This is a genomic window from Granulicella sp. S156, from assembly GCF_009766105.1.
GTDB lineage: Bacteria > Acidobacteriota > Terriglobia > Terriglobales > Acidobacteriaceae > Granulicella.
Genome location: NZ_LMUH01000022.1, coordinates 679912 through 706803, shown reverse-complemented (window position 1 = coordinate 706803; position 26892 = coordinate 679912). Strand labels below are relative to the sequence as shown.

Below are 26892 nucleotides of genomic sequence, written 5' to 3'. Positions count from 1 at the left end.
CACAGTTTTTTGAGGTGCTCGATGCCGCGAAGCGAAGGCCAATCAAACATCTGATGGTGAACACGAACGGCATTCGGATCGCCCAGGAAGATGGCTTCGCCGAGAGGCTTGCGGGCTACATTCCTCAGTTCGAACTCTATCTGCAGTTCGACTCGCTGCGGCGTGATCCCCTGATGCAGTTGCGCGGCGCGGATCTGCGGTCTATTCGTGAGAAGGCACTCGAAAAGCTGAACAGGCTGAATGTATCGACGACGTTGGTGGTCACGGTGGAACGAGGTGTGAACGACGACGAGATGGGCCGCATCGTCGACTTTGCTCTGCAACAAAAGTGCATACGTGGTGTGACGTTCCAACCCGTGCAGCAGGCTGGACGGTTGGCCGGATACGATCCGGCCCGTCATCGGCTGACATTGAGCGAAGTGCGCCGGCGCATCCTGGAGCAGACCAGTGCATTCAGGCCGGAAGACCTCATCCCTGTGCCCTGTCATCCGGACAGCCTGGCGATGGCCTATGCCATGAAGCTCGGCGGCAAGGTGGTTCCGCTGACCGGGATGATCGATCCGCAGGTGCTCATTGACGGCGGCCGGAACACCATCATCTATGAGCGGGATGAGGCTGTTCGAAATCACATCTTCAAGCTGTTTGCGACGAACCATTCGCCGCAGTCGCAAGCAACGACTCTGCGCGAGCTGTTATGCTGCCTGCCGCAGGTGATTGCACCGAAAAATCTGGGTTATGACAATCTATTTCGTGTTCTGATCGTGCAGTTCATCGACGCGCAGAGCTTCGATCTACGTTCAATCAAGAAGACGTGCATCCATATCGCACACCCGGATGCCAAGCGGCTGATTCCGTTTGATACCTACAACATGTTCTATCGCGATGGGTTGGAGGAGAGCCGGTTGCAGCCTCTGCGGGAGAGGGTGCTGGCTTCGGTGTAGCCTGCTGCTGTGTATAGCCGTTAAACCCGTATTGTGCTCTCCGTGATAGTCTGCGGGGCATGTCCGAACACGATCGCCACAGGCACCCCAACCAGCAGCATGACCATTTAGACAACCACAATCAACAGCACGCCGGTCAACACCATTCTGGAAGTCAGCAGCATAGCGGACATGGGTTCGATCTGGCGGGAGCTGCATTGGATGAGATGCACGCCGCTAACTTCAAGCCTGAGTTCGGCGCAGGAGTAGCCGAGGAGGTCTCGGCGATTCAAGAAGAGTTACAGACACTGAAACCCGCAGCGGGTGTAGAGGATCTTCGTGCCCTGGGTTGGTCGTCCATCGACAACGATACGTCGAAGGACCTTGATCAAATTGAGGTAGCCGAGCGCGTAGCCGGAGGAATCAAGCTGCGCGTGGCCATCGGTGACGTAGCCGCGGTGGTCGAGAAGGGCTCACCCATCGACAAACATGCGCAGGAACAGACGCAAACCATCTACACGGCAGTGAAGAATTTTCCAATGCTGCCGCTGGAGCTTTCGACCGGATTGACATCGCTGAACGAAAACGGCGACCGTCAGGCGGTGATGATGACCTTCACGGTGGGACCGGATGGGCAGCTATTGGACGAGGCGGTGACGCGCGCTCTGGTCAGAAACCGCGCGCAGTTGGCGTACTCGCGTGTGGGGCCATGGCTGGAGAATACGGCAGCGGGCAAGGTGGACAACGATGTGATGTCGTTGCGGTCAGACAGTGCGCGGGAGCATGATGAGGCGCAGCTGGACTCGGGGACATTACCGACAAACTGGCTGGTCGAGCAACTTACACTTCAGGATGAGGCTGCGCAGGCGCTGCATACGGCTCGTGTGAAGAACGGAGCCCTTGAGTTTCACAAAGCCGAGGCCGATCCGGTGGTCGTCGATGGTCGTGTGATCGACGTGCATGAAGCGATTCAGAATCGTGCGATGAACCTGATCGAAGATCTGATGGTCGCGGCTAACGGCGTGATGGCGCGGGCGCTGCGTAAAGGAGGCCGCTCAGGACTGCAACGCGTGGTTGTGGTTCCGAAGCGGTGGGATCGCATTGTGGCTCTTGCGGCAGATCACGGGACGACGTTGCCTGCGAATCCTGATTCCGTGCAGTTGAATAACTTTTTGGAAGAGCGGCGAAAGAACGATCTGATTCACTATCCTGACCTTGCGGTTGCCGTTATCAAGCTAATGGGGCCGGGTGAGTACATGCTGATGCGTCCGGATGACGATCCAACAGGACACTTCGGACTTGCGGCGCGCGACTATACGCACTCGACTGCACCGAACCGGCGCTTCCCGGACCTCGTAACGCAGCGGGTGCTGCATGCGATGGCCAGCAATGAGCCCGCACCCTACAGCGATGCAGAACTCATCGCTATCGCTCAGCATTGCAACGATGCGGACAAGGCACTGCGCAAGATCGAACGCGATATGCAGAAGCGTGTGGCCGCAGTGGCGATGTCGTCCCGCATTGGCGAAATATTTCCGGGTGTGGTCACGGGCGCTAGCGACAAGGGCGTATATGTACGTGTGATCAGGCCACCGTTCGAAGGACGCGTGGTGCAAGGCGGGGATGGATTGGACGTTGGCGATAAGGTGAATGTGAAGCTGATTCACACTGATCCTGAACGGGCGTTTATTGACTTTGCGAAGGTGTCGGGAAGGTAGAGAGGCAAGCAAAAACAAGAGAGGCTCGCTGGTTGGCGAGCCTCTCTTGTCGTGGGGCGAGTCTGCTAGAACAGCAGCTTCAGCCCAAGCTGGATCTGGCGGCTGGTGTTGGCCGTTGCAGAGATGACGCCAGGAGAGCCAAGAGCGGGTGCGGTCGTCTGGTTAGCAAGCGTGCCCTGGGTTGGGCCGGCGGAGTAGACGACTTCGTTTGGCAGTTGCAGGTTGGTGTGGTTCAGGATGTTGAAGAACTCAGCGCGGAACTGCAAACGTGTCCTCTCGGTGAGTTGTGTGGACTTCAGCAGGGAGAGGTCCCAGTCTACGTAGCCGGGGCCGACGAGGCTGTCGCGGCCTGCGTTGCCGACGAAGCCGGCGGCAGGCGCGGAGAACGCATTGGGATTGAAGAACTGTGCGACGCGTTCTGCTGTGGCTCCTTTGGTATAGAGCGAACCATTAAAGTCTGGGTTGAGGTTTGGGCGGACGGGGTTGCGCGAGTCGCCTGAACCGGTTGGGTTATAGCCGAGCTGCGGCGAGAATGGGAAGCCTGTCTGTAGGTTTGCGATGGTGGAGAGCGACCATCCGGAGATGATGCGGCCGGTCAGAGGATTAGTCTTCGCGAAGAACGTCTTGCCGGTGCCGAAGGGAAGCTCGTAGGTGCCGTTGAAGGCGGCCAGGTGGCGAATGTCAGTGGCAGCGGGGCCGTAGTCGAGGTGTGGAAGCGAAGGCACTTCGACGAAGGCGGGTGTGTTGGACGAGACCGAAGTGTTCCAGGCCGAGCCGTCATCGAGATTCTTGGACCAGGTGTAGTTGGCGCGGAATTGAAGGCCGTGCGAGAGGTCGTGGCGGAAGTCGACGATGAGTGCGTTGTAGTTGCCCGAGCCGCCGGACCACCACGAGGTTGAGTTGGCGAGTGCAGGATTAGCCTTGATTGGAGCTGCGGGAGAGGCTGCTGTTCCGGACGCGGGATAGAAGATGGAGCCGTTCTCTTCGATGAAGGCAGGCTCGTTCAAGTCGCCAGAGAGAATCTGATGGTAGCTATGCGATCCGTCATAGCCGACTGTGAGCGAGGTTCCAGGCGCAAGCTGCTGCTCGATCTTCAGAGAGTAGGAGAGCAGCGCGGGTGTAGCGATGCCGGGGTCCACGGTAGAGGGTGAGACGAGAGCTGTGCCGCCGGTGGGCGTCGCAACGGTAGTGGCAGTACCGCTGTACGAGTACACGGTGTTGAAGGGAGCAGCCTGGTCGAAGCGATAGTCGAGCGCATCCAGCAGCGAATGATGCAGGCCGACCGCAGCGCGGACGCTGGTCTTGCCATCGCCGAAGACATTCCAGGCGACGCCGAGGCGAGGCTCAGGCAGGAAGAGTGCATGGTTGTCGTTGATGCCGTTGGACTGCACGGTGGGATTGGTGTTGATGACTCCGTTGGTGAAGTTGTAAACGCCTGTGCGGCCCTGCGACTCGCTCCAACCGGTTGAGGACTCGCTGCGGAAGCCGGCGCGAACTTCGACGCGGGGTGTGATGTGGAAGGTGTCTTCGAGATAGGCGTCGGCGAAGAGAGTGCGCCAGCCGAGTTCGGTGGGTTGGGGAGCGTAGGTGAAGGTCTTAATCGCTCCATTCAGGAAGCTGGTGAGGGAAGCGAAGGAAGCCTGGCCGAACTGATCCTGTGCGAGGTTGTCGTTGGACTGCAAGCGCTGCAACCAGACACCGGCCTCGATCTGATGCTTGCCGATGGTGTAGAAGATGTGATCGTCGAAGGTGAAGAGATTGCGTGTGATCGCGTTGTTGGCGCCGACGTTGGCGCCTGCACCCGTGATCGACGAGGCCCCGTTCGAGGCTGTCGAACCGGAGATGACGACCGCCCCGGTGGGCTTGCCGGTGATGAAGCTGGGTGTCACTGCCTGAATGGCCTCGGGCACGGAGCCGAGGAAGAGGAAGCTGGCACGTGAGTATCCGACGCGAGCTGTGTTCAGTAGGCGCGCGGAGAAGACGTGCTGTTCCTGCACGCTTAGCACCTGCTCGCGCAGAGCCTCGTCGACTACCGAGTAGGGATCGGTGGTAGGTGTGTGATCGGCGGAGTCATCGACGGTGTAGACGGCAAAGAGCAGGTCATTCGGCGTCAGGTTGGCATCGAAGCGAGTGGTGCCGAAGTCTTCGCGGATATGTTGCGGCGCGGTGCCTATGTATTGACCGATGCCGGTGAGCAGGCCATTGGTGAGGACTTCAGGACCGTTCTGTACGGGCCAGAGGTTCAGCAGTTGCGCAGAGATAGGGCTGACCTTCGTCGCGGTTTCGACGCCCTTGGCGTTGGGGACGAAGCCGAGGCGGGCCTGGTTGTCAGGTACGAGTGTGACCAGGGAAAGGCCGAGGTTCTGGCGGAAGCCTTCATAGTTGCCGAAGAGGAAGAATTTGTCCTTCTTGATGGGGCCGCCGAGTGCCGCACCGTAGTTGTTGCGCTGGAACTCGGGAATGCGGGGACCGTCGAAGTAGTTGCGGGCGTCGAAGAAGCTGTTGCGCAGGAACTCGTAGACGTCGCCGTGGACCTTGTTGGTGCCGCTGGTGGTGACGATGGAGATCTGAGCGCCGTCGCGCTTGCCGTAGGAGGCGGAGTAGGTGTCGGAGAGGACATTGAACTCGCGGATGCCGTCGATGCCGAGCAACTGTCCAGAGGTGCCACCGGGGGTGACGTTAATCAGCGATGCTCCGGTGTACTCGATGCCGTTGAGCAGGAAGAGATTGTCCTGCGGGCGTCGGCCGGAGACTGCAAACATGCTGCCGACCGAAGAGTTCGAGGTGCCAACGCCACCGGAGCGCTGGTTGGTGTAGTTCACGGTGCCGGGGTTCAGGGTGATGAGCTGGTCGTAGGAGCGGCCGTTGAGCGGGAGCTCCTTGACCTGTCGCGAGTCGACCAGGCCGGAGGTCTGTTCGGTGGAGAGGTTGACCGCAGGCGGTGTGTCTTCGACGCTGACACTCTCGCTGCCGGAGATGGAGAGCTTCAGGGTGAGGTCGAGCGACTGGCCGACAGTGAGTGCGACATCGACGCGCTTGTACGGAGCGAAGCCCGGAACCTCGGTGCTGATGGTGTAGCGGCCGACGGGGATGGACGGCGCGGAGAAGGTTCCGGCACTTCCGGTGGTCAGCGTGCGCTGGGTGCCTGTGTCGTCGTTGTGGACGAGTACGTGAGCGTTGGGAATCACGGCCCCTGTGGGGTCGGTGACCGTGCCGGCGATCGTGCCGCCGACGACCTGGGCTCGCGCTGTGATGGCTAGGATGAAGAGGAACAGCGCAGTGATAAGTGTGCGCGTGTGAGAATGATTGAGGCTAAAGGCTTGCATGGGGCTCCTGAAAGTGTTGTGAGGGACGCGCCCGCTCTCGTGTGTGCTGTGCAGGGTCGCTTTTTGTTGAGGTTGAAAGAGAGAGAGGAAGTGTGTCCGGTTCTCGCGGGTACTACTGGCGACAACGACAGCTACACGTTTGCTGGTCGGCTTTCTGCTCGGCAGTTTTCTGCCTGGAAGCTTTCTGCCTAGAGGCTTGGGGGCCATGGGGGGAGAGCAGGTCTTTCACCGCATCGGAAAAGACCGCTAGAAAGTTAGAGACACGATCGAAGGCAGCGGCGATCATTGCATGCCTCCGTGGTGGTAGATCGCGAAGACCATCCCTAGCGTAACCAGTGCGATGAAGATCTCGCCGAGCACGCCGACGAGGATGGGACGCCAGCCCTGATTGACGAGGTCGCGCAACTGCGTGCGCAGTCCGACTCCGGCGAAGGCGGGAAGAAATGCCCACTGTGAGAGGTTGCCGAGCGACTTGAGCTGCGGAGCGGTGAAGAAGCCTGCGGTAGCCAGGATGGAGATCGCGACGAAGCCGAGGATGAACTTGGGGAACTTCTGCCAGAGGAAGAGCGCTTTGCGTTCGACGCGGCTGGCCTGGCCCTTCGACGCCCAGTAGACCGCGTAGCCGAGAACGACGAAGCCGATGAAGGCGGAACGGGCGGTCTTGGCGAGGATGGCGAAGCGGCCGGCTTCGTCGCCGTAGAGCGCGCCGGTGACGGTGGCTTCGGCAGTGTTGTCGACGGCGAGGCCGGTCCAGATGCCGTAGCTCTGCTGTCCGAGGTGCAGCGCGTGTCCGATAGCAGGGAAGGTGAAGAGCGCCAGCGCGCCGAGGGTGAGAATGGCGGCGATGGCGGTGGAGGTGTCTTCTTCTTCGGGTTCGATGGCTCCCTGCGCGGCCATGATCGCGGTAACGCCGCAGATGGAGCTGCCTATGGCGAGCAGCGAGGTGAGCTTGGGGGGCAGCTTGAAGATCTTGCCCAGCAGCGTCATTACGGTGAGCGAGAAGATCAGCTCGAAGAAGACGAGGACCAGCGACATGCCGCCGATGTGCAGAACGTCGCGAAGAACGAACTTGGCGCCGACGAGGACGATGCCGAGCTTCAGCCAAAGCTCGTAGGTGGCGATGCCGGGGCGGAAGATCTTCGGCAGAGGCATCGTGTTGGAGATGAGGAGGCCGAGGATGATGGCCCAGAGGACGTACTCAATGCGCGGGAAGGGGATGTGGTGAGCTGCCTGGAGCCACGCTCCCATGGCTTCCAGTCCCTTGCCGGCGATACCGATCCCGAAGAGCAGCAGCGTACCTGGCACCAGCGCCAGGAGTTGGCGTGGTTGCAGGGTGTGGTCGGAGGTGGGGGGCATCGATATGGTTTGAGTGGACAAGTTGATGGTGGCGAGGAGCAGGAAACAGCAAACAGGAAACAGAAAAACAGGGAACAGAAAAACAGGGAACAGAAAAACAGGGAACAGAGAAGAGAGAACAGAAAACAGAGATCAGGTGGAGCGGTTACCAGGTGATGTGGTGGATGATGTTGAGCCGGATGAGCGCGGCGAAGGTCAGGGCGATCACGATGGCCACGACATCGACGTTGAAGGCGAGCTTGGAGTGTGCGGCGGCTTTGAGCGGGGTGATGCCGGACTGGGTAGCTGACTTCATGGGAGTTCCTAATCGGGGTGGCTGGGATGGTTTGGGTGTCGTGGGCCCAGAAACAGAAAACCCACGCTGTGCTCGGGGAGCTGTGCGTGGGTGTTTTGAGCCTGGGGCGAAGGCTTTGAGCCGCTTCGCTTAGAGCAAACAGACACCGGCGCGACAGCGCGGCATGCGACAACACATGCAACAGAAGGCGGCGGTGTGAATTTGCTTCATCAGGTGTTGAGTTTAAAGGGATTGGGGGGTGGTGTCAAGGTTTTAGGATGGTTTTGGGAAGGTGGTTTAAAGGGGATTTGTATCTGCCCAGACTTCGTCATCTTGATTGAAGGAAGGATTTCGTGGCGACTATTCGAGCTTTACTGAAGGCTATGGGCACGGACCCGGCTCATAGCTGGCCCAATTCTGAGTCGGTGATGAGCTGGAGCTAAGTGACGAAAAGGATATTTACTTCTAGTACCGTTCGGTCATCGCCAAGCTATTCGTCAGCAAGAAGCTATTTCTGCTGTAGGTTGCTAAACTCTTGGCTATATGCCAGTTGAGCAACATCTAAGGCCGCATCATGGGCCGCCCACGGTGCGCCTCGAAGATGTCCTCGCCAAATGTGATTACTTTACGCGCGTACATCTTTGGCCTTTGAAGAAAATATTGAATCCCGAAGGTTGGTTGCAGAACTTTCGAGCAGATGAAATGGAGCACGCCGTTCATTTGCTCAACGGGTTCATGTACTTCCACGAGAATCTGGTTCAGGAGATGCTTGCTTCGGCTGTCCAGTCACTAAGCCGACGTGTCACGCGTATAGGGGATTCATTCGTTACGGCGGCTCAGGCGTGGTCGTTATTTCTAGATGATGTACTTGTAGTGCCGGTCTCCGGCGAGCATGACAACCCTAGCGATAGTGGTTATTCATTTGCACGCATTGCGCGGCAGCATCTTGGCTTTGCCGAGAGTCAAATCGTATCACCCTCTGACGCGCTCGTTGCCATCGCCACTGCTCCCCGTCCGATACTTTTCGTCGACGATTTGGTGGGAACCGGAAATCAATTCGTCGGTACATGGTACCGAGAGTTTGCAATTCCTGGAGGAGCTACACATTCTTTCTCGAGTCTGGCCGCTACCAGAGGTACCCAGTTTTTCTACTGCCCAGTGCTGTGTACAGAGACCGGGTTCAACGAGATTAGACTCCAGTGTCCGTCTGTTCATGTGAATCCGGCACACCTTCTTTCTCACCGTTACAGCGCCTTAGCGAGTGACTCCTTGCTATGGCCCGACCATCTACTTTCCGGCGCAGTCGATTTTATAAGAACAGTCAGCAATCGTGTGGGTATACCCGATACTGACGGCGGAAGCCCGGACGATTGGCAAGGCTATGAAAAGCTTGGTTTAGTGATCGCTATTCGCGATACGGTACCGGATGCAACTATTCCCCTAATCCGGTGGAATTCAAACGGTTGGCAACCATTGATGGTGAAGGCATGACCCAAAAGGTTCAAGCTCCTGCAGAACAGCTGAGTCAGCTCTTCGGAGGATACAGAGCGGAATGGCTCAAAGAGCAGATCTTCGATCTCTTTACGGAGCCTTCGTATTTTCCTGAGCTGAAGACCCCGCGCCCTTGCGTGTTGATTGGCGGCCGTGGAACAGGTAAGACAACCGTCCTTCGTGGTCTCTCTTACGAGGGACAATATGCGCTCACCGGCAATACTCCCGAGTCGATTCCATCTTGGACCTACTATGGGCTTTACCATCGGGCAAACGTTAATCGGGTCAGTGCGTTCAGTGGCGCAGGCCTTGACACAGATGAATGGATCCCTTTGTTCGCACACTACGTGAACCTCCTCTTCTGTGATTTGATTGTCCGTTTTGTGGATTGGTATCGGTTGAAGTTAAACGTCCCTCTCGATCTTAATCCTGAGGCGTTTCGTCGCCTTGCAAGCAGTCTGCGTTTATCCACCGTTCCGAACACGTTTCGGGCCTTCGGTGAGTCGTTAGCCGATGCTCGGATCATTTTCGAAGCGGCAATCAACAACATTGCGGATAAGCCTCGCCCGGAGCTGTCCATTCAGGGCGGTCCTATTGATGTGCTCGTGCAGGAGTTGAGCTCAATACCCCAATTCCAAGACAAGACGTTCTTTTTTCTGATTGATGAATACGAAAACTTCTTGCCATATCAGCAGAGAGTCATCAATACCCTCATTAAGCACTCGGGAGAGTTGTACACATTCAAAATCGGGGTAAAGGAGTTGGGACTCAAGACTCGCACCACGCTTGATGAGACTCAACAATTGCATCATCCCTCTGATTACGTTCGCATAGACATAGCTGACCGGCTAAAGGAAGATCAGTTCCATCAGTTCGCCCTTTCCGTTTGCAATGAGAGAATGGCGCGAATCAAACTCGAGAACGGAGTATCTCTGGGAGATATCCAAGCTTTGTTGCCCGGTCTCAGCGAGGATGCAGAAGCAGAGCTTCTAGGGGTGCAGCAGGAAGTCGATGCACTGATTTTGAAACTGGAAGCGAAAGGGAAGGCGGCCCAAGACCTCAAGAAGATCGAACCATTGCGCGCCTACCTGATCAAATACTGGGCGGATGCCCAAGGTGAAGCATTAGAAGAAACCTACGACAACTTCGTTCAGAATCCCGAAGCTTGGCGAACGCGGTACTCGAACTATAAGCATGCCCTCCTGTACCACATCACGAAGGGCAAGCGTGGAATTCGGCGTTACTACGCGGGCTGGGATGTTTTCACTCGACTTGCCGCTGGAAACATACGCTATCTTTTGGAGTTGGTCGACCAAAGCTTACTCCGACATTCAAGGGGCGGTGGCCAGATCGACGAGCCTGTGTCAGCGAAGGAGCAAACTCTTGCCGCTCAAGGTGTAGGCAAGAAGAATCTCTCTGAGCTGGAGGGCCTGTCGGTTTCGGGTGCTCAGCTCACTAAGCTATTACTCGGACTCGGACGCGTGTTTGGTCAAATGGCTGAGGACTCTGCAGGTCACGCACCCGAGATTAATGAATTTTACCTCAGTGATGAGCCGATGAATCAGGATATTGAACCCGTGCAGGCTTCAGTATCGAACATTCTTGACTCCGCTGTAATGCACCTGGCGTTGGTGCGGCGGCCAGGCACTAAGCTCATGAGCGAGGCAGACACCAGAGATTACGAGTATGCGATGCACCCTATCTTTAGTGCATATTTCGTTTTCAGCTATCGAAGGAAGAGAAAGATGATGCTTGGTTCTCATGAGGTCATGGGGCTCATCACCAAGCATCGGCAAACGATCCGAGAGATCCTCCGCAGGCACAACAGGGAAGAAGACGTGCTACCAGAGCAGCTACAGATTTTTGAGGCTTATTACAATGCGCCTGAAGAATAGACCGGTCTTTACGGACGTGTATGAGGACTTGGACTCTTTCCGGCCTGAAGCGAATAGCGTATACGTATTTGGGCGGTCGTCTGAAGAGCGAAGCGAGCACTCCGATACTTGGGAGCAACGGTGTCATGATGTCGTGTTTGTTCAGATCATTGAACAAACGGAAAATCACCTGAAATATCGAATGGCTGGAGTAGAGAAAATGGCCCGACTCCGCAGTGGAGTCGAATTGCGAGAGTTCTGGAGGGCCTTTGGTCGCCCTAAGGCATATTTAGACATAACGGGGCTGGATCATCAGGTTTGGGCGCCACTCATGAAGTCTGGGATGTCCATAGGTCTCCAATTGCGCGGGGTATATTTGGAACCTGAAACATATCGATTTAGCCCTCTCCCCCGAGAGGGTGACATCTTCGATTTAAGCGAAAAGATCAGAGGACTATCTCCACTTCCGGGATTTGCCTCACTAGCAGAGGCAGACAATGAAGAAGATGTCAGTTTCGTTGCCCTACTGGGCTTTGAAGGGATCAGATTGAAGTATTGTGTGGAAGCGATGGAACCACCCAGAGGCAAGATCATTCCGGTCATTGGCGTGCCAGGCTTCAAAGCGGAGTATCCCTTCTACACCTACGACGGTAACCGTCCTATTCTGGACGAGACGGGAGCGTGGGCGAACGCTCAGTTCACGCGCGCTAATTGTCCATTTAGCGTGTTTTACCTCTTGCAGGACATTGCATCTATGCACGCTAGGGACATCATTAAGATCGCGTTGATTGGAACTAAACCGCACGCATTGGGGGCAGTGTTATTCTCCCTCTTAACTCCAAGGTCGGTTGAGCTGATATATGACCATCCAATACGTAAAGCGTCACGGACAGAAGGAATAGGGCGCGTATTGCTGTATGACCTCTCGGCGGTTGCAGCCCCTGTTGGAAGCAATGCCTAAACTCGATGCAATTTACACCCCTGCGCCGCTAGCTGCCTCAATTGTGAGAAAGCAGAGGCGTCTTCCCTCGATAGTGGCGGATTTTGCATGTGGACACGGCGAACTTTTAAAAGCAGCAGCTTCGAAATGGAACCACAGCAAGATCGTTGGTGTCGATGTTTCCAGATCAGCTGTAGCATGCGCCCGTAGAAACTTGCCCGCTGCCGAGATCGGCTGTTGCGATTTTCTCTCTGCACGGTCACGACGTCGATGCGCCACTCTGCATGCTGTGTGGGGACAGGTGGACTTGATTCTATTAAACCCTCCCTTCTCCTGTCGGGGGGGGACTCGGTTGGCTGTCGATACCGATCTTTTCAGGACTTCTTGTAGCGTGGCAATGTCTTTTGTCCTCCATGCGTTTGAGTATCTGAGCAAGACAGGCGAAATCGTTGCGATACTGCCTGCTGGTTGTTTGAGTGCGGATAAGGATCGCGAGGCCTGGGAACTGCTTCGTTTGCAGAGCACAGTCAAAGTTTTGAGCGATCATGACCACCGCACCTTCGACTCCTGCTCACCTAGAACGTTTGTGGTACGGATAAAGCGCGGTCGGGCTGAGAAAACACACCAGGTAAAGACTGGGGTGGGAGAGTCTGCAGGTAGGTATTTTCTCGCCAAGGTAAGCGTCATCATCCGTCGCGGAACCATCCAAATGCACTCGAGTAAAACAGGGAACACGCCGTTGGTTCACAGTACAGAACTCTTACTAAAGCGAGTAGATCTTAGTCGTAGAACCGCATTCGCAGGTTCGTCATCGGCCAAGAGTCCATTCGTAGCGATTTGCAGGGTTGGATCTCCACGGCAGGAGAAAGTCGCTCTACATCGTCGCGCGGGTTCCGTTATTGCGATTTCCGATTGCGTCATTGCTCTTGAGTGTGTAACCGCAGCGGACGCGCTATGGTTACACACTCAAATGCTCGATAGATGGGAAGCGTTTGAGGCGCTGTATCAGGGAACGGGTGCTAAATACACCACCGTAAGAAGAGTGGCGGATTTCCTTGCGGCACTCGGATGCGAAGTGGAGATCGGGAAGAATCGGCCTCCGTCGAAGAGACGCATTGAAAAGGAGTGATGAATGAGACTCGTTCTGCGGGCCTTAGGCATTCTTGAATGCTTCAGTGATGATCGCCTTCGGCGCCTTGCTGAGACCCCGAAGCCATTGCACTTTCTTTGTTGTCTGTAACGAAATGCGGGCTTATGGGATGTGATCTGTAACTCCCGAGTGACGAGCAATTCAAGCGTTGCCCCGAGCGCTTCTGTCGACTCGATCTTTGTAGGAATAAGCCTTGAAGCGGATGTAGGAAAGGATCACTCCAAGAGTGATGAGCTATGTCGATAGATAGGATTTCTTCACACTGCGGAGATACGTCCGGTGGTTAGGTTGTTTCGCCTCAGCCAAGGAAGGCAATTCAGTCGTTGCGGCTGCGCCTTCACTCCGGCCTGCGGCAGCGAGGTGTGGGGCTTTGGTTTGGGTGTTATTGGCAGGGTTGAAACCCTGCCCTTCCGGTTCTTGCCATGGCTGAATCGTTGCGTGGTGCGAGCGAGAGTTTGATGGTTTTATCGTCGTGCGGAGTGGCGAGAGCTACAGGCGTTCTTCGCGCACATGAGACATCGTGCAGGCGCGGAAAAAATGCAGGGATCTCTAGACGCTAAGCGCGCCACAAACATTTGCATCACGCTCTGCATCGAGGGATCTCTCCACTACGGCGCAAAAAGCGCGCCTCCGGTCGAGATGACAGTGTTGGGGTGGGGTGGATGAAAGACGAGGCCTGCGGCAGCGAGGTGTGGGGCTTTGGTTCGGTTGTTATTGGCAGGGTTGAAACGCCTGCCCTTCCGGTCCTTGCCATGGCGGAATAGTTGCCGGGGCTAGCGAGAGTTTGATGGCACGCCCTGAAGCCACGAATGTATGGGACGAAAAGGGGCAGGCTGTAGAGGTAGCGTAAGAATCTTCGGGGTGCTTCGACTGCGTAGCTCGCAAAGTGCGCGAGCTACTTCGCTCAGGATGACGAATTTGAGGTGCTGCTAAAGACGGACGGATTAGAGACTGGCTTCTCTAGCGAGGTGTGGGTCTTTGGTTCGGGTGTTATTGGCAGGGTTGAAACCTTACCCTTCTGGTCCTTGCCACAGCGGAGTGGTTGCACGGTGCGAGTGGGGATCTGATGACACGTCCTGGAGCCGACGATGTGAGGGCTAAGTGACGAGATGAGCGTTCTCAGTACTGACCGCTATTGGCAGCGCTCAGTTCAGAGCGAAGGCTGCTGACATATTGCCTGGGAGAGCGACCCCATTGCCGCCTGAAAGCTGCGCTGAAGGCGCTCTCTGATTGATATCCCACGGATGGCGCCAGGGAAGATATGGGTTCGCGTTTGTCCTGGAGGCGGTTCGCGGCCAGCGTCATTCGCCATCGCGTAATGTAGGCCATGGGAGACTCGCCTACAGTCCGCTTGAAAGTCTGTGCGAACGCCGTGCGAGACATGCCGGACGAGCGAGCGAGTTCTTCGATCGTCCAGGAGTGAGCGGGCCTTTCATGAATGCACGAGAGGGCCGTTCTCATGCGGGTGTCGGCAAGAGCAAAGAGCCAATTGGTGCCTCGTTGCGCGCCGTCGGCAATGTGCAGGCGAAGGGCCTCTACCAGCAAGGTATAGGCGACCTGTTGCGCGACCAGCGAACCTCCGGGCTGAAAGTCACGCATTTCGCGCAGTATGCGCTCGACGGCCCAGCGTACGGATTCGCGGTGAGCTTCATCACTCAGCATGACGATGGGCGGCAGGACGTCGAGCAGAAAACGAGCATCGCCTTCCAGAGAGAAGTGGCTTCCAAGCACGAAGAACTCGTCGCCCGGAGTGACCTGCAGCACCCCCTGATACCGTTCCAATGACGTGACAACCTCACGAGCGTCGAGAGGCGGAAGACTGAGATCGGTCGCGAGCACAAACGTGCGGCCATGCGGCAGAAGCAGGCAATCTCCGCCTCGCAATCGAACGGGTTCCTCAACGCCTTCTACGGACAGCCAGCACTCTCCCTTGACGACTGCGTAGCACTTGATGCCGCGGTGCGCTGGTATCTGAAACGACCACGCACCGCCGCCGGACAGCCCACCTGTCACGTAGCTGCGAGGTTTCAGGAGCGACAAAACATCAGAGAGCGGATCCATAGCCCGATTGTACGATCACGACGAAACTATGAACGAACCAGCATTGAGCGTGCATGTGCCGAACGTTAGAGTCGGTATTGAGATGGCCGAAGCATGGCTCTGGGGTGAAAAGAGATGAAGACGATTGTGATTGCTGGCGGTAACAGCGGGGTTGGACTGCAGGCGGCTCGCGAAATCCTTGCGGAGGGAAATCGCGTTATCCTCCTTGGCCGCGACAAGCGGAAAGGTGAGGACGCCATCGCATCCTTCGGCGCAGCGCGCGATCGGGCGACTTTCCTTTCGGTGGACTTATCTACTCATGATGGGGTGAGGGATGCGGCTCGAAGGGTCAACGCACTGACGGACCGGATCGACGGACTGGTACACTCAGCGGCTGTGTTCGCCACGAAAGACATTAGGACTGTAGACGGGCTCAACCTGTTCTTCGAATTGAGTTATCTGAGCCGCTATCACCTGACCCAGCTCCTGCTGCCGAAACTTCTTCTGTCCGACCGCCCCCGGGTCGTGATGCTCATCGCGACGTTCGAGGAAGTACCAAAGCTCGATCCGAAGCTGTTCCCACACTTCGAGGGGTTCACCTTCCTGACCGCGGTCCCCCAAGTCAACGGTGCAAGCATGTATTACGCGGACTACCTCATGAAGACCCACCCAAAGATTTTCGCTGGATGCGTCTCGCCGGGATTTGTTCGAACTGGTATCTTCCGCGAAGCCCCGTGGTTCTTTAAAGCATTCGTCGCGTTGACCGCTCCCTTTCGTGCCAATAGCGTCGAGACTGCGGCACATAACGTTGTGGAGGCGGTCCTCAGGGGCGAGGGAATGTCAGCCTTCAATTGGCCCAAACCGGGTGACTTTCAACACAAGTTCGCCATCAGCGTAGACTCGGCGATTCAGAACGCCGTCATCGGTTCATCACGCGACGTAACTGGAGCATGAATCCCACTTTTGATACCGAGCTGCATGTTTCTTTTCTGTATCGCCTCTTCTGATCTGGGCATATACATCTCCAGTCCAATTTCAACTGCATGTGCCTGAATCTCCTCTACGGTGGGACGGAAACTTTCGTCGTATTCCTGAAACGCTTTCCTGAAATCCCCGGGGTGCTTCTGGAGGGCATCGGCCAGGGCTGCAGCTCCAAGGATTGCCATGGAGCCTCCCATGCCTGCGGCAGGTGAGGGGCAGTAACCGGCATCGCCTACCAGGGCCACTCGACCCTTCGCCCACGATTCCATCCGAACCTGGCAAAGCTTATCGAAGTAGAAATCGTCGCAGTGGCTCATCTCGTCGAGGAGCTCGCGTGTTCTCCAGCCTTGCCCTTCGAAGTGCTCACAGATCATGCGCCTCTGCTCATCCTGCTTACGACGGTCGTAGTCTATTTCCTTTTCGGAGAAGAAACAGAACGCGATGTCCGTCTTGCCGTTGTAGGCGTTGAGCATCACTGTCTTGCCAGGCACGCTGAACATCTGCGAGGTGTCTTCTTCAAGTAGCAGCTTGTCGACGATGGTTAGCGAGAAGTAGTTCTGGAGAAATACCAAGCAGGAAGACTCTTCGCCGAAGCAGATTCTCCTTACGGCCGAGTGGGTGCCGTCGCAACCAAGCACGAGAGAAAAGGATCGCTTTCTTCCACTCGTGAAGGTGACGGCGATCTCTTCTGCGGATTCTTCCAAACCCGCGATGCTGTCTGCGAAGAGGAATTCCACGCTGTCCTTCACTTCATTGAAGAGCATGTCGAGAAGAACATCTCTTTCAATTTCATATTCCTCTTCCGGCTGCTCTTCTGCTTGCGCCGACACTAGCGACAACGGCGCTCCATCAGCATCAAGGAATGTCACAGGCCTGGGTGGCAAGCTTGCGGCAACGATGCGTTCTAGCAGGTTCATGCGCTTTACGACGTCGATGACGCTCTCCCCTATATTGACGGGGGTTCCACCCTTCCTCAAACCCGTGGCGATCTCGACGACCGTCACGGCGTAACCAAGCTTGTTCATCCACCAAGCCGTAGCAAGCCCGGCAAAACTTGCTCCTGAGATGAGAACACTCGAAACCTGCCCAGGTGCTACCGTCTCCGGCTCGTTCACGTTCTGCTGTGCTTCCAGACTCATGTGCTGACCTCTGGAAATTATACTAAGTATAAATATGGACGATGTAAACTATTTAGGGAGTGGCGAACATAGCGCAAAATCGACAGACACGGAAGCGCCTTGCCACGCGGCAGAAAATCTCCGATGTGGCCACACGTCTCTTCATCGAGCGCGGGTTCAATGAAGTAACGATGGACGAGATCGCCGAAGCAGCTGATGTCTCACGGATGACAGTTTTCAATCATTTCTCCCGTAAGGAGGACCTGTTCTTCGACCTCGACGAGGAAGGGCGCGAAGACGTGCTCGCTGCCCTGCGGGAGAGAAAACCTGGCACGCCCCCCGTGGAAGCCTTGCGGCTGTTTGCCCATTGGGCTGTCGCCAATCAGCGTCCTTACGTCCGCTTCCATGAAGCAGGCACCAACAAGTTCTTGGCTACGATTCAGGCAAGCGAAGCGCTCAAAGCCCGTGCCCGAGCCATCCGGGACGAGTTGACCGATACGTTGACGGTCGCACTGGCGAAATCTGTAGATCGCAGTCTGCCCGATCCAGTCGCGAGCCTTGCCGCGTCGCTGTTGGTCGCAACGTGGACCGTAGCCCTTATCGAAGCGCATCGAGCTTTTCAGCTAGATCAGGACCTTGGAAAAGCGAACGCTGCTCTTCTTGGACTCATCGATCGGGGAACGAAAGGAGTGCAGTCTGCCTTGGAAGGAACACCGTACATATAGAGCCCACTACGGCGCAAAATGCGCGCGTCGCACACCATCGAACAAAGAACGTTCGCCGGGGACCCCACACTCCGGCCGAGTACTCTGATAGGAAAGAAGAATGAGTACAGAAACCTCTTTCCAGGATTCCAGTATCAGCAGGCAACGGCCACATTTTGCCGTACTCGACGGCATGCGCGGCATAGCCGCAATCTGTGTGGTGATCTTTCACTTCTCAGAGATGGTGATCTGGGACTATAGCAAGCTCTGGATCGGTCACGGCTTTCTTGCTGTGGACTTCTTCTTTTGCCTCTCTGGTTTTGTGCTCGGCTACGCGTATGACGACCGTATAGCCAAGATGGGTCTCTGGAGCTTTCTGAAGGCACGCATTGTCAGGCTGCAGCCCATGGTGGTCTTCGGGAGCGTGCTTGGTCTTATAGCCTTTTACGCCAATCCTTTCGGGATCACGCCTGGCTACGGGCCAGCCAGGATGGTACTCATCTTCGCGGCTTCGGTTCTCTTGATTCCCTATGGTGCCATGCAAGAACGCGGCCGCAACCTGTTCAGCCTGAACGCACCTTCGTGGTCTTTGTTCTGGGAGTACGTCGCGAATCTTGTCTTCGGCGTAGTCCTCTACCGAGCCGGGCGAAAAGTGCTTGTGGCGCTCACACTCTTGTCGGCAGCATGGCTTTGCGGGACAGCTCACCGTGCAGGCAGTCTGTCGGGCGGTTGGAGCGCGCGCAATTTCTGGGACGGCGGGGCTCGCGTGGCGTTCTCGTTCTGCGCCGGATTGCTTGTCTATCGATCGAAGTGGCGCCCACGCACGGGTCTCGGATTCGTGGGCCTGGGTCTTTTGCTTTTTCTTGCGCTGGTGATGCCCTATGCCCGAGGCGCATGGGTTAGAGAAGCCGCTGTAGTGATCCTCTACTTTCCGCTGCTTGTGGCCATGGGCGCTGGCGCAGTGGTCGGACCGAAGATGGAACGGCTTTGCCGCTTCTCCGGCGAGCTTTCTTATCCGTTGTATATGACCCACTACGCTGTGATCTGGATCTGGGGCGATTTCGCTGGCAAGCACAACCTTGCCTCTCGCGGGTTCGGGACTGCAGTCGCTTTCGGTGTTCTCAGTATGATTGCTGTCGCCTGGACAACCTTGAAGCTGTATGACGAACCGCTTCGTTCCTACTTGCGGACTAGAGTTTGATGCGTGGGCGAGGACTGGAGGAGTCCAGACACACCAAGGGCCACCCTGGGGGCGGCCCGTCTGCGCGAACAACGGTAGGTTGACCTGGTTTGTTTAGTTGTTTTTGTGCCAGTCAGCATTGGTGCGATCGCGCAGGCCGATGAGTGAAGGAACGAGAACGGTGAGAGCAAGAACGGCAACTTCAGCGGCGAGATACATGATGAGTCTCCTTATTCGGTGAGGGTTTGGAGTTGGGGTGTTGTATTCCGGTTGCGATTACAGCGAGTGCCAGTTGGCATTGCTTCTTGCGCGAAGTCCGATGAAGGACGGAACGAATACGGTGAGGGCGAGGACGGTTGTGGTGATAGCGAAGTACATGGGTAGATCTCCTTTGTCGCGCACGGGGGCAGCGACCGCTTGTGGAAAAGCATTCAACTTTTCGGTGGTGGGTTAGTTAGCTTGATCGCTTGGCGTTGTTTGCCGCTTAGCGATCTCATCTCTGCTTACATAGACTCATACGAAGAGAGCTTTTCTATGGTTCCCTGAATTTGCAAAAAAACTTGCCGACTTCGTGGGCACGCGCACCGGCTCGCTCGCGGAGACGCAGATACGCTAGGGAGGACCTTCTTCATGCCGATATCTATCCAACCAGACGACGACCTCCAAGACCTCATGAAGGAGACATGGGCTGTACGCCGGAAGGTCGTTACGATTGGTGGAGAGATGAACACAGCGGGTTGGGAACTGGATTTCCATTCGCATGCGAAAGCACAGCTTTTGCTGTCGCTGTCAGGCATCGTGACCTGTGAGGTGGAGGGCGGGATTTGGATTGTCCCTCCGCAATCCGCAATCTTTATTCCCGGCGGGATGATGCACCGCCTTGCGATAGCAGGGAAGGTTCAATGCTACGTCACGCTTATCGAAGCCAAGGCGAGTCGGACACTGCCTTCCACGTGCAGCACGATCACCGTGAGTCCGCTCCTCCGCGCCTTGATTCTTCGATGCGCCGAGTTTCCAATGAACTACAAGCGGGGCGGTGTGGAATCCCGTGTCGCCGATCTGCTGCTGGATGAGATCGCCATTGCGCCGAGTGGCAATCTGCACCTGCCTATGCCGTCCGACTTCCGGCTGCGCACGATCTTTCAAAATATGATGGCGAATCCGGCTGACCGCGGAACCATTGAGTCGTGGGCCAGGCGTGTCGGCCTCAGTGAACGTACGCTCGCGCGGGTGATCACTGCAGAAACAGGGATGAGCTTCGGCCGTTGGAGGCAACAGCTGAGTATCCTTCTAGCACTGCAATGGATGGCAGGCGGAGCCACAGTGCAGCAGACGGCCTTCGATCTGGGCTATGAGAGCGTGGGCAGCTTTGTGACCATGTTCCGCAAAGCACTCGGGACCTCTCCCGCACACTATATGTCAGAGCATTCGGTTAAGCGTTGAGAGGCTTGTAGGCCGACTGACCACGTGGTTCCATGAACGCCTTTGAACCGCTCTCTTATTGGCAGGATTTGCGAACTATTTGTCTGGATTTCGCATTGTTGCTGAGCGCGATAGATCCTATCGTCGATTCATGACAGCAAATGAATGTAGCCCGAAGCAAAACCAAGAGACCAAAGTTGCCATCGTCGGAGGCGGCGTCGCTGGTCTGACATTGGCGATCTTTTTACAACGGTCTGGCGTAGCCTGCGTACTCTTAGAGCGACGCAATCGCGCTCACGTTGAAGCGCGGCAGCGCGCCGGCTTTATCGAGGCAGACGCGGTGGCGATGTACGAACGCTGGGGCGTGGCAGATAAGCTTCCCGAAGGACCGGTTGCCCGCGGATTCGAAATTCGCATCAATGGCTCAGGCCGCGTCTTCGAACGACCGGGCGAGGAGGGAAGCCAGGGCAGGTTTTGCACGCAGCAGCAGCTTGTCACCAATCTGTTGCGGGAACTGATCGACGAGATGCGCGGCGATGTCCGCTTCGAGGTCACGGATATAGCGATCCAGAATGACGAGGACGGTCGCCCGCGGGTCAGCTATTGCGATGCGAGCGGTCCGCGAGAGCTTGTCTGCGACTACATTGCTGGGTGCGACGGCGGCCACAGTGTCAGCCGTTCGTCGATCCCACACGGTGTTCTGACCAAGTACAACTATGAGTTCGGCTATGCGTGGTTGGCTGCGCTGGTCGAGGCACCGGTGACGGGATTGTCGGTCATGGGTGTCAGCGATCATGGCTTTGCAGCGCAGATACCACGCGGCCCAAGCAGGAGCCGGATTTATCTGCAATGCGCGGTCAGCGACGGGCTCGAGGATTGGCCTGAGGAGCGGATCTGGGATGAGATGAGGCTGCGGCTCTGCGATGACACGATCCAGAACGCTGTGATCCTTGACAAGGACGTTATTCCTCTGCGGTCCGTGGTGTATACGCCGGTGCAATACCGCAATCTGTTTCTTGCCGGCGATGCTGCGCACCTTGTGCCGCCCACCGGGGCCAAGGGGATGAATCTTGCGCTTCGTGACGTGGACGTTCTGGCCAAGGCTCTGGTGAGCGCGGCTCGCGACGGCGACAGGAACGCGCTGGAGAACTATTCCGATACGGTCCTGCCGCACATCTGGAAGGAACAGGAGTTCAGTGCTTCCATGACCGATACCTTTCACGATGCGGGCGATCCCAGTCAGCGCGGCACGTTTCGCCAGGGGATAGCCCGTGCGCGTCTTGATGCTTTCTTCGCTTCTTAGACTGTTTAGCCGTTTGGATCGGGGAATGATGTGCTGCGGCTGGCCTGGGGGACGAGAAGCATGGACATTGACCCGATTCTTCAGGACATGCTAGCGTCAGAGTATGGCGTTTCACGTGCTTTATTGTTGTCGCTGCGACCTCCCCTCCCTCGGGTGAGCCGCGACATTTTCAGATACTCCTGAAACGTCCCCTCCAGCGTTCATCCAACACTTCCATCGTTACCCCTGGATCCGTCAACAAGCTGCCATTCGTACATGGGTTTGTGGCTTGTTGCGACGGTTAAGCTCTGGAGAGATCTATGCAACTCGCAATCGAGGAACGCCTCGTGTCTGAGGCCAGCAGCACATTCATACCATCCGGCGCGGACTGGAAGACACCTGAGGAACTCGCCGGCATTGTCGCTCAGTTCGTGGCGTCGGATGGATGGATGGATCGGGTGCGGCTGCGCACCGAACAGCGCTGGTATGAGCGGCTGTATCACGGTCCCGACTGTGACATATGGGTGATCAGCTGGTTGCCAGGACAATCAACCGGCTTCCACGACCACGGTGAGTCTGCAGGAGCGTTTGTCCTGGCTTCCGGGACTCTTGAGGAGCATCGTGTGGGTGAGCGGACTCGCGTGATACGTCCTGGCGAGACGCGCGCCTTCGGTTCGGATTACGCGCACGACGTGCGTAACGTCTCCAACGCTCCGGCCATCAGTATTCATGCCTACTCGCCTCCGCTCGATGAGATGAACGAGTATGAGCTGGATGGGACTCGCCTGGTCCCGCGCGAACACGCGTCTGAGCGGGCTGAGACGCTTGATCAGGAGCGGCACGTGCAGACGCGGAAACCTGCAAACCGGGCCGGCGCCCTGAGCATTGAGCAGGTGCTTTCAGCGGCACGCGCCCGGCTGCGACGTCTATCTCCGGATGAGGCTCATGAGGCGGCGGCCAATACTGAAGCGGTACTGGTTGATATCCGTCCCGAAGGCCAGCGCGCGATCGAGGGAAGTATTCCGGGCGCGTTGGTTGTCGAACGTAACGTGCTCGAGTGGCGGTTCGACCCGGCATCGGACTCGCGGCTGCCGGTCGCGACCGATCATGACCTCCAGGTGATCGTGTTCTGCTCGGAAGGCTATACCTCAAGTCTCGCGGGCGCAGCGCTGCAGGATCTCGGGCTCTGGCGGGCGACGGACATTGTTGGTGGATTTCATGCGTGGCGTGCAGCGGGTTTGCCCGTTGTGCCGCCGAGCAACGCTTCGTAGGACCGGGCTGGGACAGGTCGGTCGTAATGGGCTTGACGGCCAAACTCTACATATGTAGAGTTTGGGGTATGCAGCTACGCCGAACGCCCCAGACCGTTCAAGTGCTTCGCGAGTTTCTGGACACTCCACTGGAGTGGCGGCATGGCTATGATCTCAGCCGTAGTTCCGGCCTCAAGTCCGGAACTCTCTACCCCATCCTGATCCGGCTTACCGAAAGGCACTTGCTTGAGACGAGATGGGAAGCTTCCGAAAGTGGGAAGCCGCCGCGGCATATGTACCGGCTTACACAGGCAGGCAAGCGTTTTGCCCGTGAGTGCGTGGCGGAAGTGCGAAACATAGCTATCCGAGAACCCGTCTTTGGGAGCCCGTCTTAGGAGTGTGAAACACCATGAGCCTTGTTCGGAGATCGGCAGGCAGGATCGCAGGCTTGGTCGTTCGATACGCTTCTCCTGGCTCGAAGGAGTGGGCGCAAGCGATCGAAAGCGAACTCCTCTATATCGAGAGTGACTGGCGAGCACTGGGATGGGCCCTCAGTGGAGTGCGAGTGCTGTTTGATATTCAGCCAGCTCCCTTGCGCACGATTGCGGATCTTGATGCTGAAGTCCAGAAGTATGCCGAGCGGCGGCGCCATGCTGTGAATAACGGTTGGCTTGGAACGAACGTGTATTTGTTCCCGCTTTTGATCGCTGTCCTGGAATCACTCATTGACGTTGCTCTTGGACTCCACCTCTTCAGCAATGCGGTTCAGTTGTTGGGCTCGTTCCTTCTGGCTCCAATGATGTACCGGCTTACCCGCGAGCCTAACGTCCCGGACAGGGATGATCCCACCGGACTGATCCGGTTCTATGTTGACGAGCTCTCCGCCTTCTCCAGCGCTTCTCTGACATTCTGCATGTTCGCTGTTGGCGACTTGCTGATGATTGTCGGTTTTGAGCTGAAGATAAGATCTGGATGGGGAAGAGTGGCGCCACTGCTCTGGCTTCCGGTGCTGGTGTTATTCCTTGCGAAGCGCCGTAGCAACCGCAGGCGGCTTGCTCAGGTGGAAGCGTTGCTCGACGCGAGGACTGATTAGTCCTCCTCAGTCGGCCTATGGGAAGCTCCTTAGGAGGACCAAGCACTCATGAAGTGTGCTTTCCCATCATCTTGATGAAGTAGAACGTCATACGCGTCTCGCCCGTATTCCTCACGCCATGCAGCACATTGGCTTCAGCAAACACCATGTCACCCGTCTTTACTTGGGTGGCGACGCCGTCGATGGAAAACTCTCCAGTCCCTTCGCCCACAATCATGATCTCTTCCTCAGGATGGCGATGCGGTGGATGGGGCTGCGCTCCCGGCTCCAGCGTCACTAACCCGGAGGCAAGCGCAGCGAGCTGCTCCGTCGGACCGTTGAAGTGCACGTAGGCTTTTGCTCCGGGCGCGGCTCCCTCCGGCTGTATGCCTTCAGCCTTCACTACACCGCTCCGCAGCAGAGCGCCACCGGTCCTGGTGTCCACATGAGTAATCTGTTGCACGGACTGCGCCAGGACTTCCGGAAACATAGTGGCTCCCGGCAACGCGACTGCTGAGATCAGAAATCCTCGTCTGTTCATCGTCCCTCTCTGCAGCAAGTTTATATCCCTACGCGATCCATCTTCCGTGATGACGGGAACAAGGATTTTGCTTCAAATTGGATGTGCGAAAGCCTGGCAGGACACTCTTTCGAAAGAAGCGGCAATCGGGCATTTGCGATTGGACTCCCTGCGGGTCAACTTCCGAGAAATGCGTTTTATCGGGTCTCCGTGGGAGGCCGTATGCCGGGACCATCCTTTGTCATGACGATGGGTTCGATGTTGCCGTTCTTGTCGAAAGCCATCTTGTCGATGGCCATGACGCGCTTGCTGATACCTGTGCTATCCAGCGGGTGGCGATGGTAGACGATGTACCAGTCATCGGTGTTCGGAATGCGCAGCACGGAGTGGTGGCCGGGGCCCTTGGCGATGGCGGGATCGGTTTGCAGAATCTTTCCTGCGCGGGTGAAGGGGCCGATGGGGCTGTTGCTTTTTGCGTAGGCAACGCCGTAATCAGATCCACCCCAGTCGCCCTCCGACCACATGAAGTAGTACGTGCCGTTGCGCTTGATCATGAAGGGGCCTTCGACGTAGTGCTCGGGCGTGATCTCTTTGTAGAGCTCTCCATCCGGCATGGGGATCACATGCTTCAGATCCTTCGACAGCCTGGCGACCACGCAATGGCCCTGACCACCGTAGTAGAGATAGATCGAGCCATCGTCATCCTGGTAGACCATGGGGTCGATGGGCTGCGCACCATGTTGAAAGTTGCCGATGAGGGGCTTGCCAATCGCATCGACGAAAGGTCCCCCGGGCTTGTCACTAATAGCAACGCCGATGCCCCCATCGAACGTGTCAGTCTTTTGAATATCGTTGGCCGCGAAGAAGAGATAGTACTTACCGTTGAGATAAATCGCAGACGGCGCCCAGATGGCATACGCAGCCCACGCGACATTCTTAACGCTGAGCACGGAGTTGTGCTTCGTCCAGTGAACGAGATCGGGAGATGAGAAGGCATCGAGGCCTGTCTGCAGCAGGTAGTCCTTATGGATGACATGCTGCTTACGCAGTTCGGTCTGCGGCGCGTTGAAGGTAGGCTGTCCGATCGCTGGATCATCGGCAGATACGCTGCTCGTGGGATAGATCCAGTATTGATGGTCGAAGACGCGTATCTCGGGATCGGCATAGTAACCCTGTGATGAGAGATTCGCTGTTGCCTGCGCATGCAGCGTCACTGTCGTGCATGAGATACCAACCGAGACTAAGAAGGCTAGAGCGCGAGAACGAAACATAACTAGATCCTATCGTTCGATGTCGAGGTCGATGTGGCGGATCGAATTCTTCTCATCAAAAGCGGATTTTGTTTTCGGCCGCGAAACGCGCTGCGTTGATGACGATTTGGTTCATTGGCTGAGGGTAGCAGAGCGATTTGCCTGGATCAGTACCGGCAAGTGGTCTTGTGGTCAGTGATCGGTCGGTGACGGGATGCGCGTTTGTCAGGAGTCACGGATCAACCGGCGCTTCCGAATAACTCGCACTGTTCGAGTTGTGGCGACCGCTGCAGCGGTTCTGAGGTTTGGCGAAGCGCGCGAGATGATATTCCTAGGGTGTGAAATCTCATCAGCTTCTGATCCATGCCCAACGATTACAGGCTCTCGCGCAAGCGGGGCTCGCGTACACAACCAGTCTGTACGACCGGGAACGATACGAGGAGATACGAGCGATCAGTGTCAGGCTGCTGGAAGAGCTTACGGAAGAACCACTGGAGAAGATCGTCCGCGTCTTCGCCTCCGAGGACGGGTACCAGACGCCCAAGGTTGACATCAGGGCTGTGATCGTTCGGGAAGGCCCGGAGATCCTGCTGGTCAGAGAGAAGCTGGATCACGGAAGATGGACTTTGCCGGGCGGGTGGGCTGATGTCGGCTACACGCCGTACGAGGTTGCCGCGAAAGAAGCGTATGAAGAAACCGGACTGATCGTTCAACCCTCGCGCCTGCTCGCTCTCTTCGATAAGCGGAAGCATCCGCATCCTCCTCAACCCTGGTACATCTACAAAGCTTTCATTCAATGTGAGGTCGTGGGTGGATCACTCATGCAGGATACGCAGGAAACGATAGGAGCACGCTGGTTTCGGAGGGACGAACTGCCGTCCATTGAGCTGTCGACCGATCGGACGACGGCATCGCAATTGGAGACCATCTTCAGACTCGTTTCCGGTCCTGGTTTACCAACGCTTTGCGACTGACCTCTTAACGCATTGATTCAAGAAACACGGTTTTTCCAGCATCCTCTTGA

22 protein-coding genes are annotated in these 26892 nt (G+C 56.7%); 15 read left to right on the top strand and 7 right to left on the bottom strand.

What is annotated here, in order from left to right; genetic code table 11:
- Both GSQ91_RS18660 and GSQ91_RS18655 read left to right on the top strand, forming a co-directional pair.
- On the top strand, positions 1 to 941 hold a 941-nt coding region (locus GSQ91_RS18660; protein ID WP_158823244.1), incomplete at its 5' end, for a radical SAM protein.
- 59 nt (positions 942 to 1000) lie between these two features.
- Positions 1001 to 2638 carry an RNB domain-containing ribonuclease gene (locus GSQ91_RS18655; RefSeq protein ID WP_158823243.1) on the top strand — a complete coding sequence of 546 codons (1638 nt, stop codon included), beginning with the start codon at positions 1001 to 1003 and terminating at the stop codon, positions 2636 to 2638.
- 65 nt (positions 2639 to 2703) lie between these two features.
- On the opposite strand, the gene GSQ91_RS18650 is transcribed toward GSQ91_RS18655, so the two are convergent.
- The 3 genes from GSQ91_RS18650 to GSQ91_RS18640 all read right to left on the bottom strand — a co-directional run bounded on the left by GSQ91_RS18650 (position 2704) and on the right by GSQ91_RS18640 (position 7615).
- A complete protein-coding gene (locus GSQ91_RS18650; protein WP_158823242.1) occupies positions 2704 to 5964 on the bottom strand; it encodes a carboxypeptidase-like regulatory domain-containing protein in 3261 nt (1086 codons plus the stop codon).
- Between the two features lie 282 nt (positions 5965 to 6246).
- A complete protein-coding gene (locus GSQ91_RS18645) occupies positions 6247 to 7320 on the bottom strand; it encodes a YeiH family protein (RefSeq protein WP_174240705.1) in 1074 nt (357 codons plus the stop codon).
- A gap of 145 nt (positions 7321 to 7465) precedes the next feature.
- Positions 7466 to 7615: a hypothetical protein gene (locus GSQ91_RS18640; RefSeq protein ID WP_158823240.1), complete on the bottom strand. Its 150-nt coding sequence runs from the start codon at positions 7613 to 7615 to the stop codon at positions 7466 to 7468.
- Between the two features lie 567 nt (positions 7616 to 8182).
- Here GSQ91_RS18640 and GSQ91_RS18635 point away from each other — a divergent pair.
- Genes GSQ91_RS18635 through GSQ91_RS26290 form a run of 4 tightly spaced genes read left to right on the top strand, consistent with a single transcriptional unit; the run spans position 8183 to position 13028 of the window.
- Positions 8183 to 9085, top strand: a complete 903-nt coding sequence (locus GSQ91_RS18635; protein WP_158823239.1) for a hypothetical protein — start codon at positions 8183 to 8185, stop codon at positions 9083 to 9085.
- Complete coding sequence (locus tag GSQ91_RS18630; RefSeq protein WP_158823238.1) at positions 9058 to 10980, top strand: hypothetical protein; 1923 nt, start codon at positions 9058 to 9060, stop codon at positions 10978 to 10980. Before GSQ91_RS18635 ends, GSQ91_RS18630 begins: the two co-directional genes overlap by 28 nt.
- Positions 10964 to 11920 (top strand): hypothetical protein, encoded by a 957-nt coding sequence (locus GSQ91_RS18625; RefSeq protein ID WP_371417124.1) that lies wholly within the window; start codon positions 10964 to 10966, stop codon positions 11918 to 11920. The genes GSQ91_RS18630 and GSQ91_RS18625 overlap by 17 nt, the downstream gene beginning before the upstream one ends.
- Positions 11877 to 13028 carry a methyltransferase gene (locus GSQ91_RS26290; protein ID WP_371417123.1) on the top strand — a complete coding sequence of 384 codons (1152 nt, stop codon included), beginning with the start codon at positions 11877 to 11879 and terminating at the stop codon, positions 13026 to 13028. The genes GSQ91_RS18625 and GSQ91_RS26290 overlap by 44 nt, the downstream gene beginning before the upstream one ends.
- Positions 13029 to 14168: 1140 nt before the next feature.
- On the opposite strand, the gene GSQ91_RS18615 is transcribed toward GSQ91_RS26290, so the two are convergent.
- Positions 14169 to 15110 (bottom strand): AraC family transcriptional regulator, encoded by a 942-nt coding sequence (locus GSQ91_RS18615; RefSeq protein WP_158823235.1) that lies wholly within the window; start codon positions 15108 to 15110, stop codon positions 14169 to 14171.
- 114 nt (positions 15111 to 15224) lie between these two features.
- Between GSQ91_RS18615 and GSQ91_RS18610 the strand changes: the two genes are divergently transcribed.
- Entirely contained in the window at positions 15225 to 16043 is an 819-nt protein-coding gene (locus tag GSQ91_RS18610; protein ID WP_158823234.1) for an SDR family NAD(P)-dependent oxidoreductase, read from the top strand.
- Here GSQ91_RS18610 and GSQ91_RS18605 read toward each other — a convergent pair.
- Positions 15998 to 17209 (bottom strand): FAD-dependent monooxygenase, encoded by a 1212-nt coding sequence (locus GSQ91_RS18605; RefSeq protein WP_158823233.1) that lies wholly within the window; start codon positions 17207 to 17209, stop codon positions 15998 to 16000. The genes GSQ91_RS18610 and GSQ91_RS18605 overlap by 46 nt on opposite strands.
- Positions 17210 to 17379: 170 nt before the next feature.
- Here GSQ91_RS18605 and GSQ91_RS18600 point away from each other — a divergent pair, with 170 nt between their 5' ends.
- The 7 genes from GSQ91_RS18600 (at position 17380) to GSQ91_RS18570 (ending at position 24119) form a co-directional block, all read left to right on the top strand.
- On the top strand, positions 17380 to 17913 hold the full coding sequence (locus GSQ91_RS18600; RefSeq protein WP_254064693.1) for a TetR family transcriptional regulator: 534 nt from the start codon (positions 17380 to 17382) through the stop codon (positions 17911 to 17913).
- 100 nt (positions 17914 to 18013) lie between these two features.
- Positions 18014 to 19093: an acyltransferase gene (locus GSQ91_RS18595; RefSeq protein WP_158823231.1), complete on the top strand. Its 1080-nt coding sequence runs from the start codon at positions 18014 to 18016 to the stop codon at positions 19091 to 19093.
- 609 nt (positions 19094 to 19702) lie between these two features.
- Positions 19703 to 20515: a helix-turn-helix domain-containing protein gene (locus GSQ91_RS18590; protein ID WP_174240704.1), complete on the top strand. Its 813-nt coding sequence runs from the start codon at positions 19703 to 19705 to the stop codon at positions 20513 to 20515.
- Positions 20516 to 20645: 130 nt separating this feature from the next.
- Positions 20646 to 21797: a 4-hydroxybenzoate 3-monooxygenase gene (locus GSQ91_RS18585; protein WP_158823230.1), complete on the top strand. Its 1152-nt coding sequence runs from the start codon at positions 20646 to 20648 to the stop codon at positions 21795 to 21797.
- 299 nt (positions 21798 to 22096) lie between these two features.
- On the top strand, positions 22097 to 23047 hold the full coding sequence (locus tag GSQ91_RS18580) for a rhodanese-like domain-containing protein (protein WP_158823229.1): 951 nt from the start codon (positions 22097 to 22099) through the stop codon (positions 23045 to 23047).
- Between the two features lie 26 nt (positions 23048 to 23073).
- Entirely contained in the window at positions 23074 to 23421 is a 348-nt protein-coding gene (locus GSQ91_RS18575) for a PadR family transcriptional regulator (protein WP_371417122.1), read from the top strand.
- A 14-nt stretch (positions 23422 to 23435) separates the two neighbouring features.
- A complete protein-coding gene (locus GSQ91_RS18570; RefSeq protein ID WP_158823227.1) occupies positions 23436 to 24119 on the top strand; it encodes a hypothetical protein in 684 nt (227 codons plus the stop codon).
- Between the two features lie 46 nt (positions 24120 to 24165).
- On the opposite strand, the gene GSQ91_RS18565 is transcribed toward GSQ91_RS18570, so the two are convergent.
- Complete coding sequence (locus GSQ91_RS18565; RefSeq protein WP_158823226.1) at positions 24166 to 24639, bottom strand: cupin domain-containing protein; 474 nt, start codon at positions 24637 to 24639, stop codon at positions 24166 to 24168.
- Between the two features lie 176 nt (positions 24640 to 24815).
- Entirely contained in the window at positions 24816 to 25889 is a 1074-nt protein-coding gene (locus GSQ91_RS18560) for a glycoside hydrolase family 43 protein (RefSeq protein WP_158823225.1), read from the bottom strand.
- Positions 25890 to 26206: 317 nt separating this feature from the next.
- Between GSQ91_RS18560 and GSQ91_RS18555 the strand changes: the two genes are divergently transcribed.
- On the top strand, positions 26207 to 26842 hold the full coding sequence (locus GSQ91_RS18555; RefSeq protein WP_174240703.1) for an NUDIX hydrolase N-terminal domain-containing protein: 636 nt from the start codon (positions 26207 to 26209) through the stop codon (positions 26840 to 26842).
- Positions 26843 to 26892 lie beyond the last annotated feature (50 nt).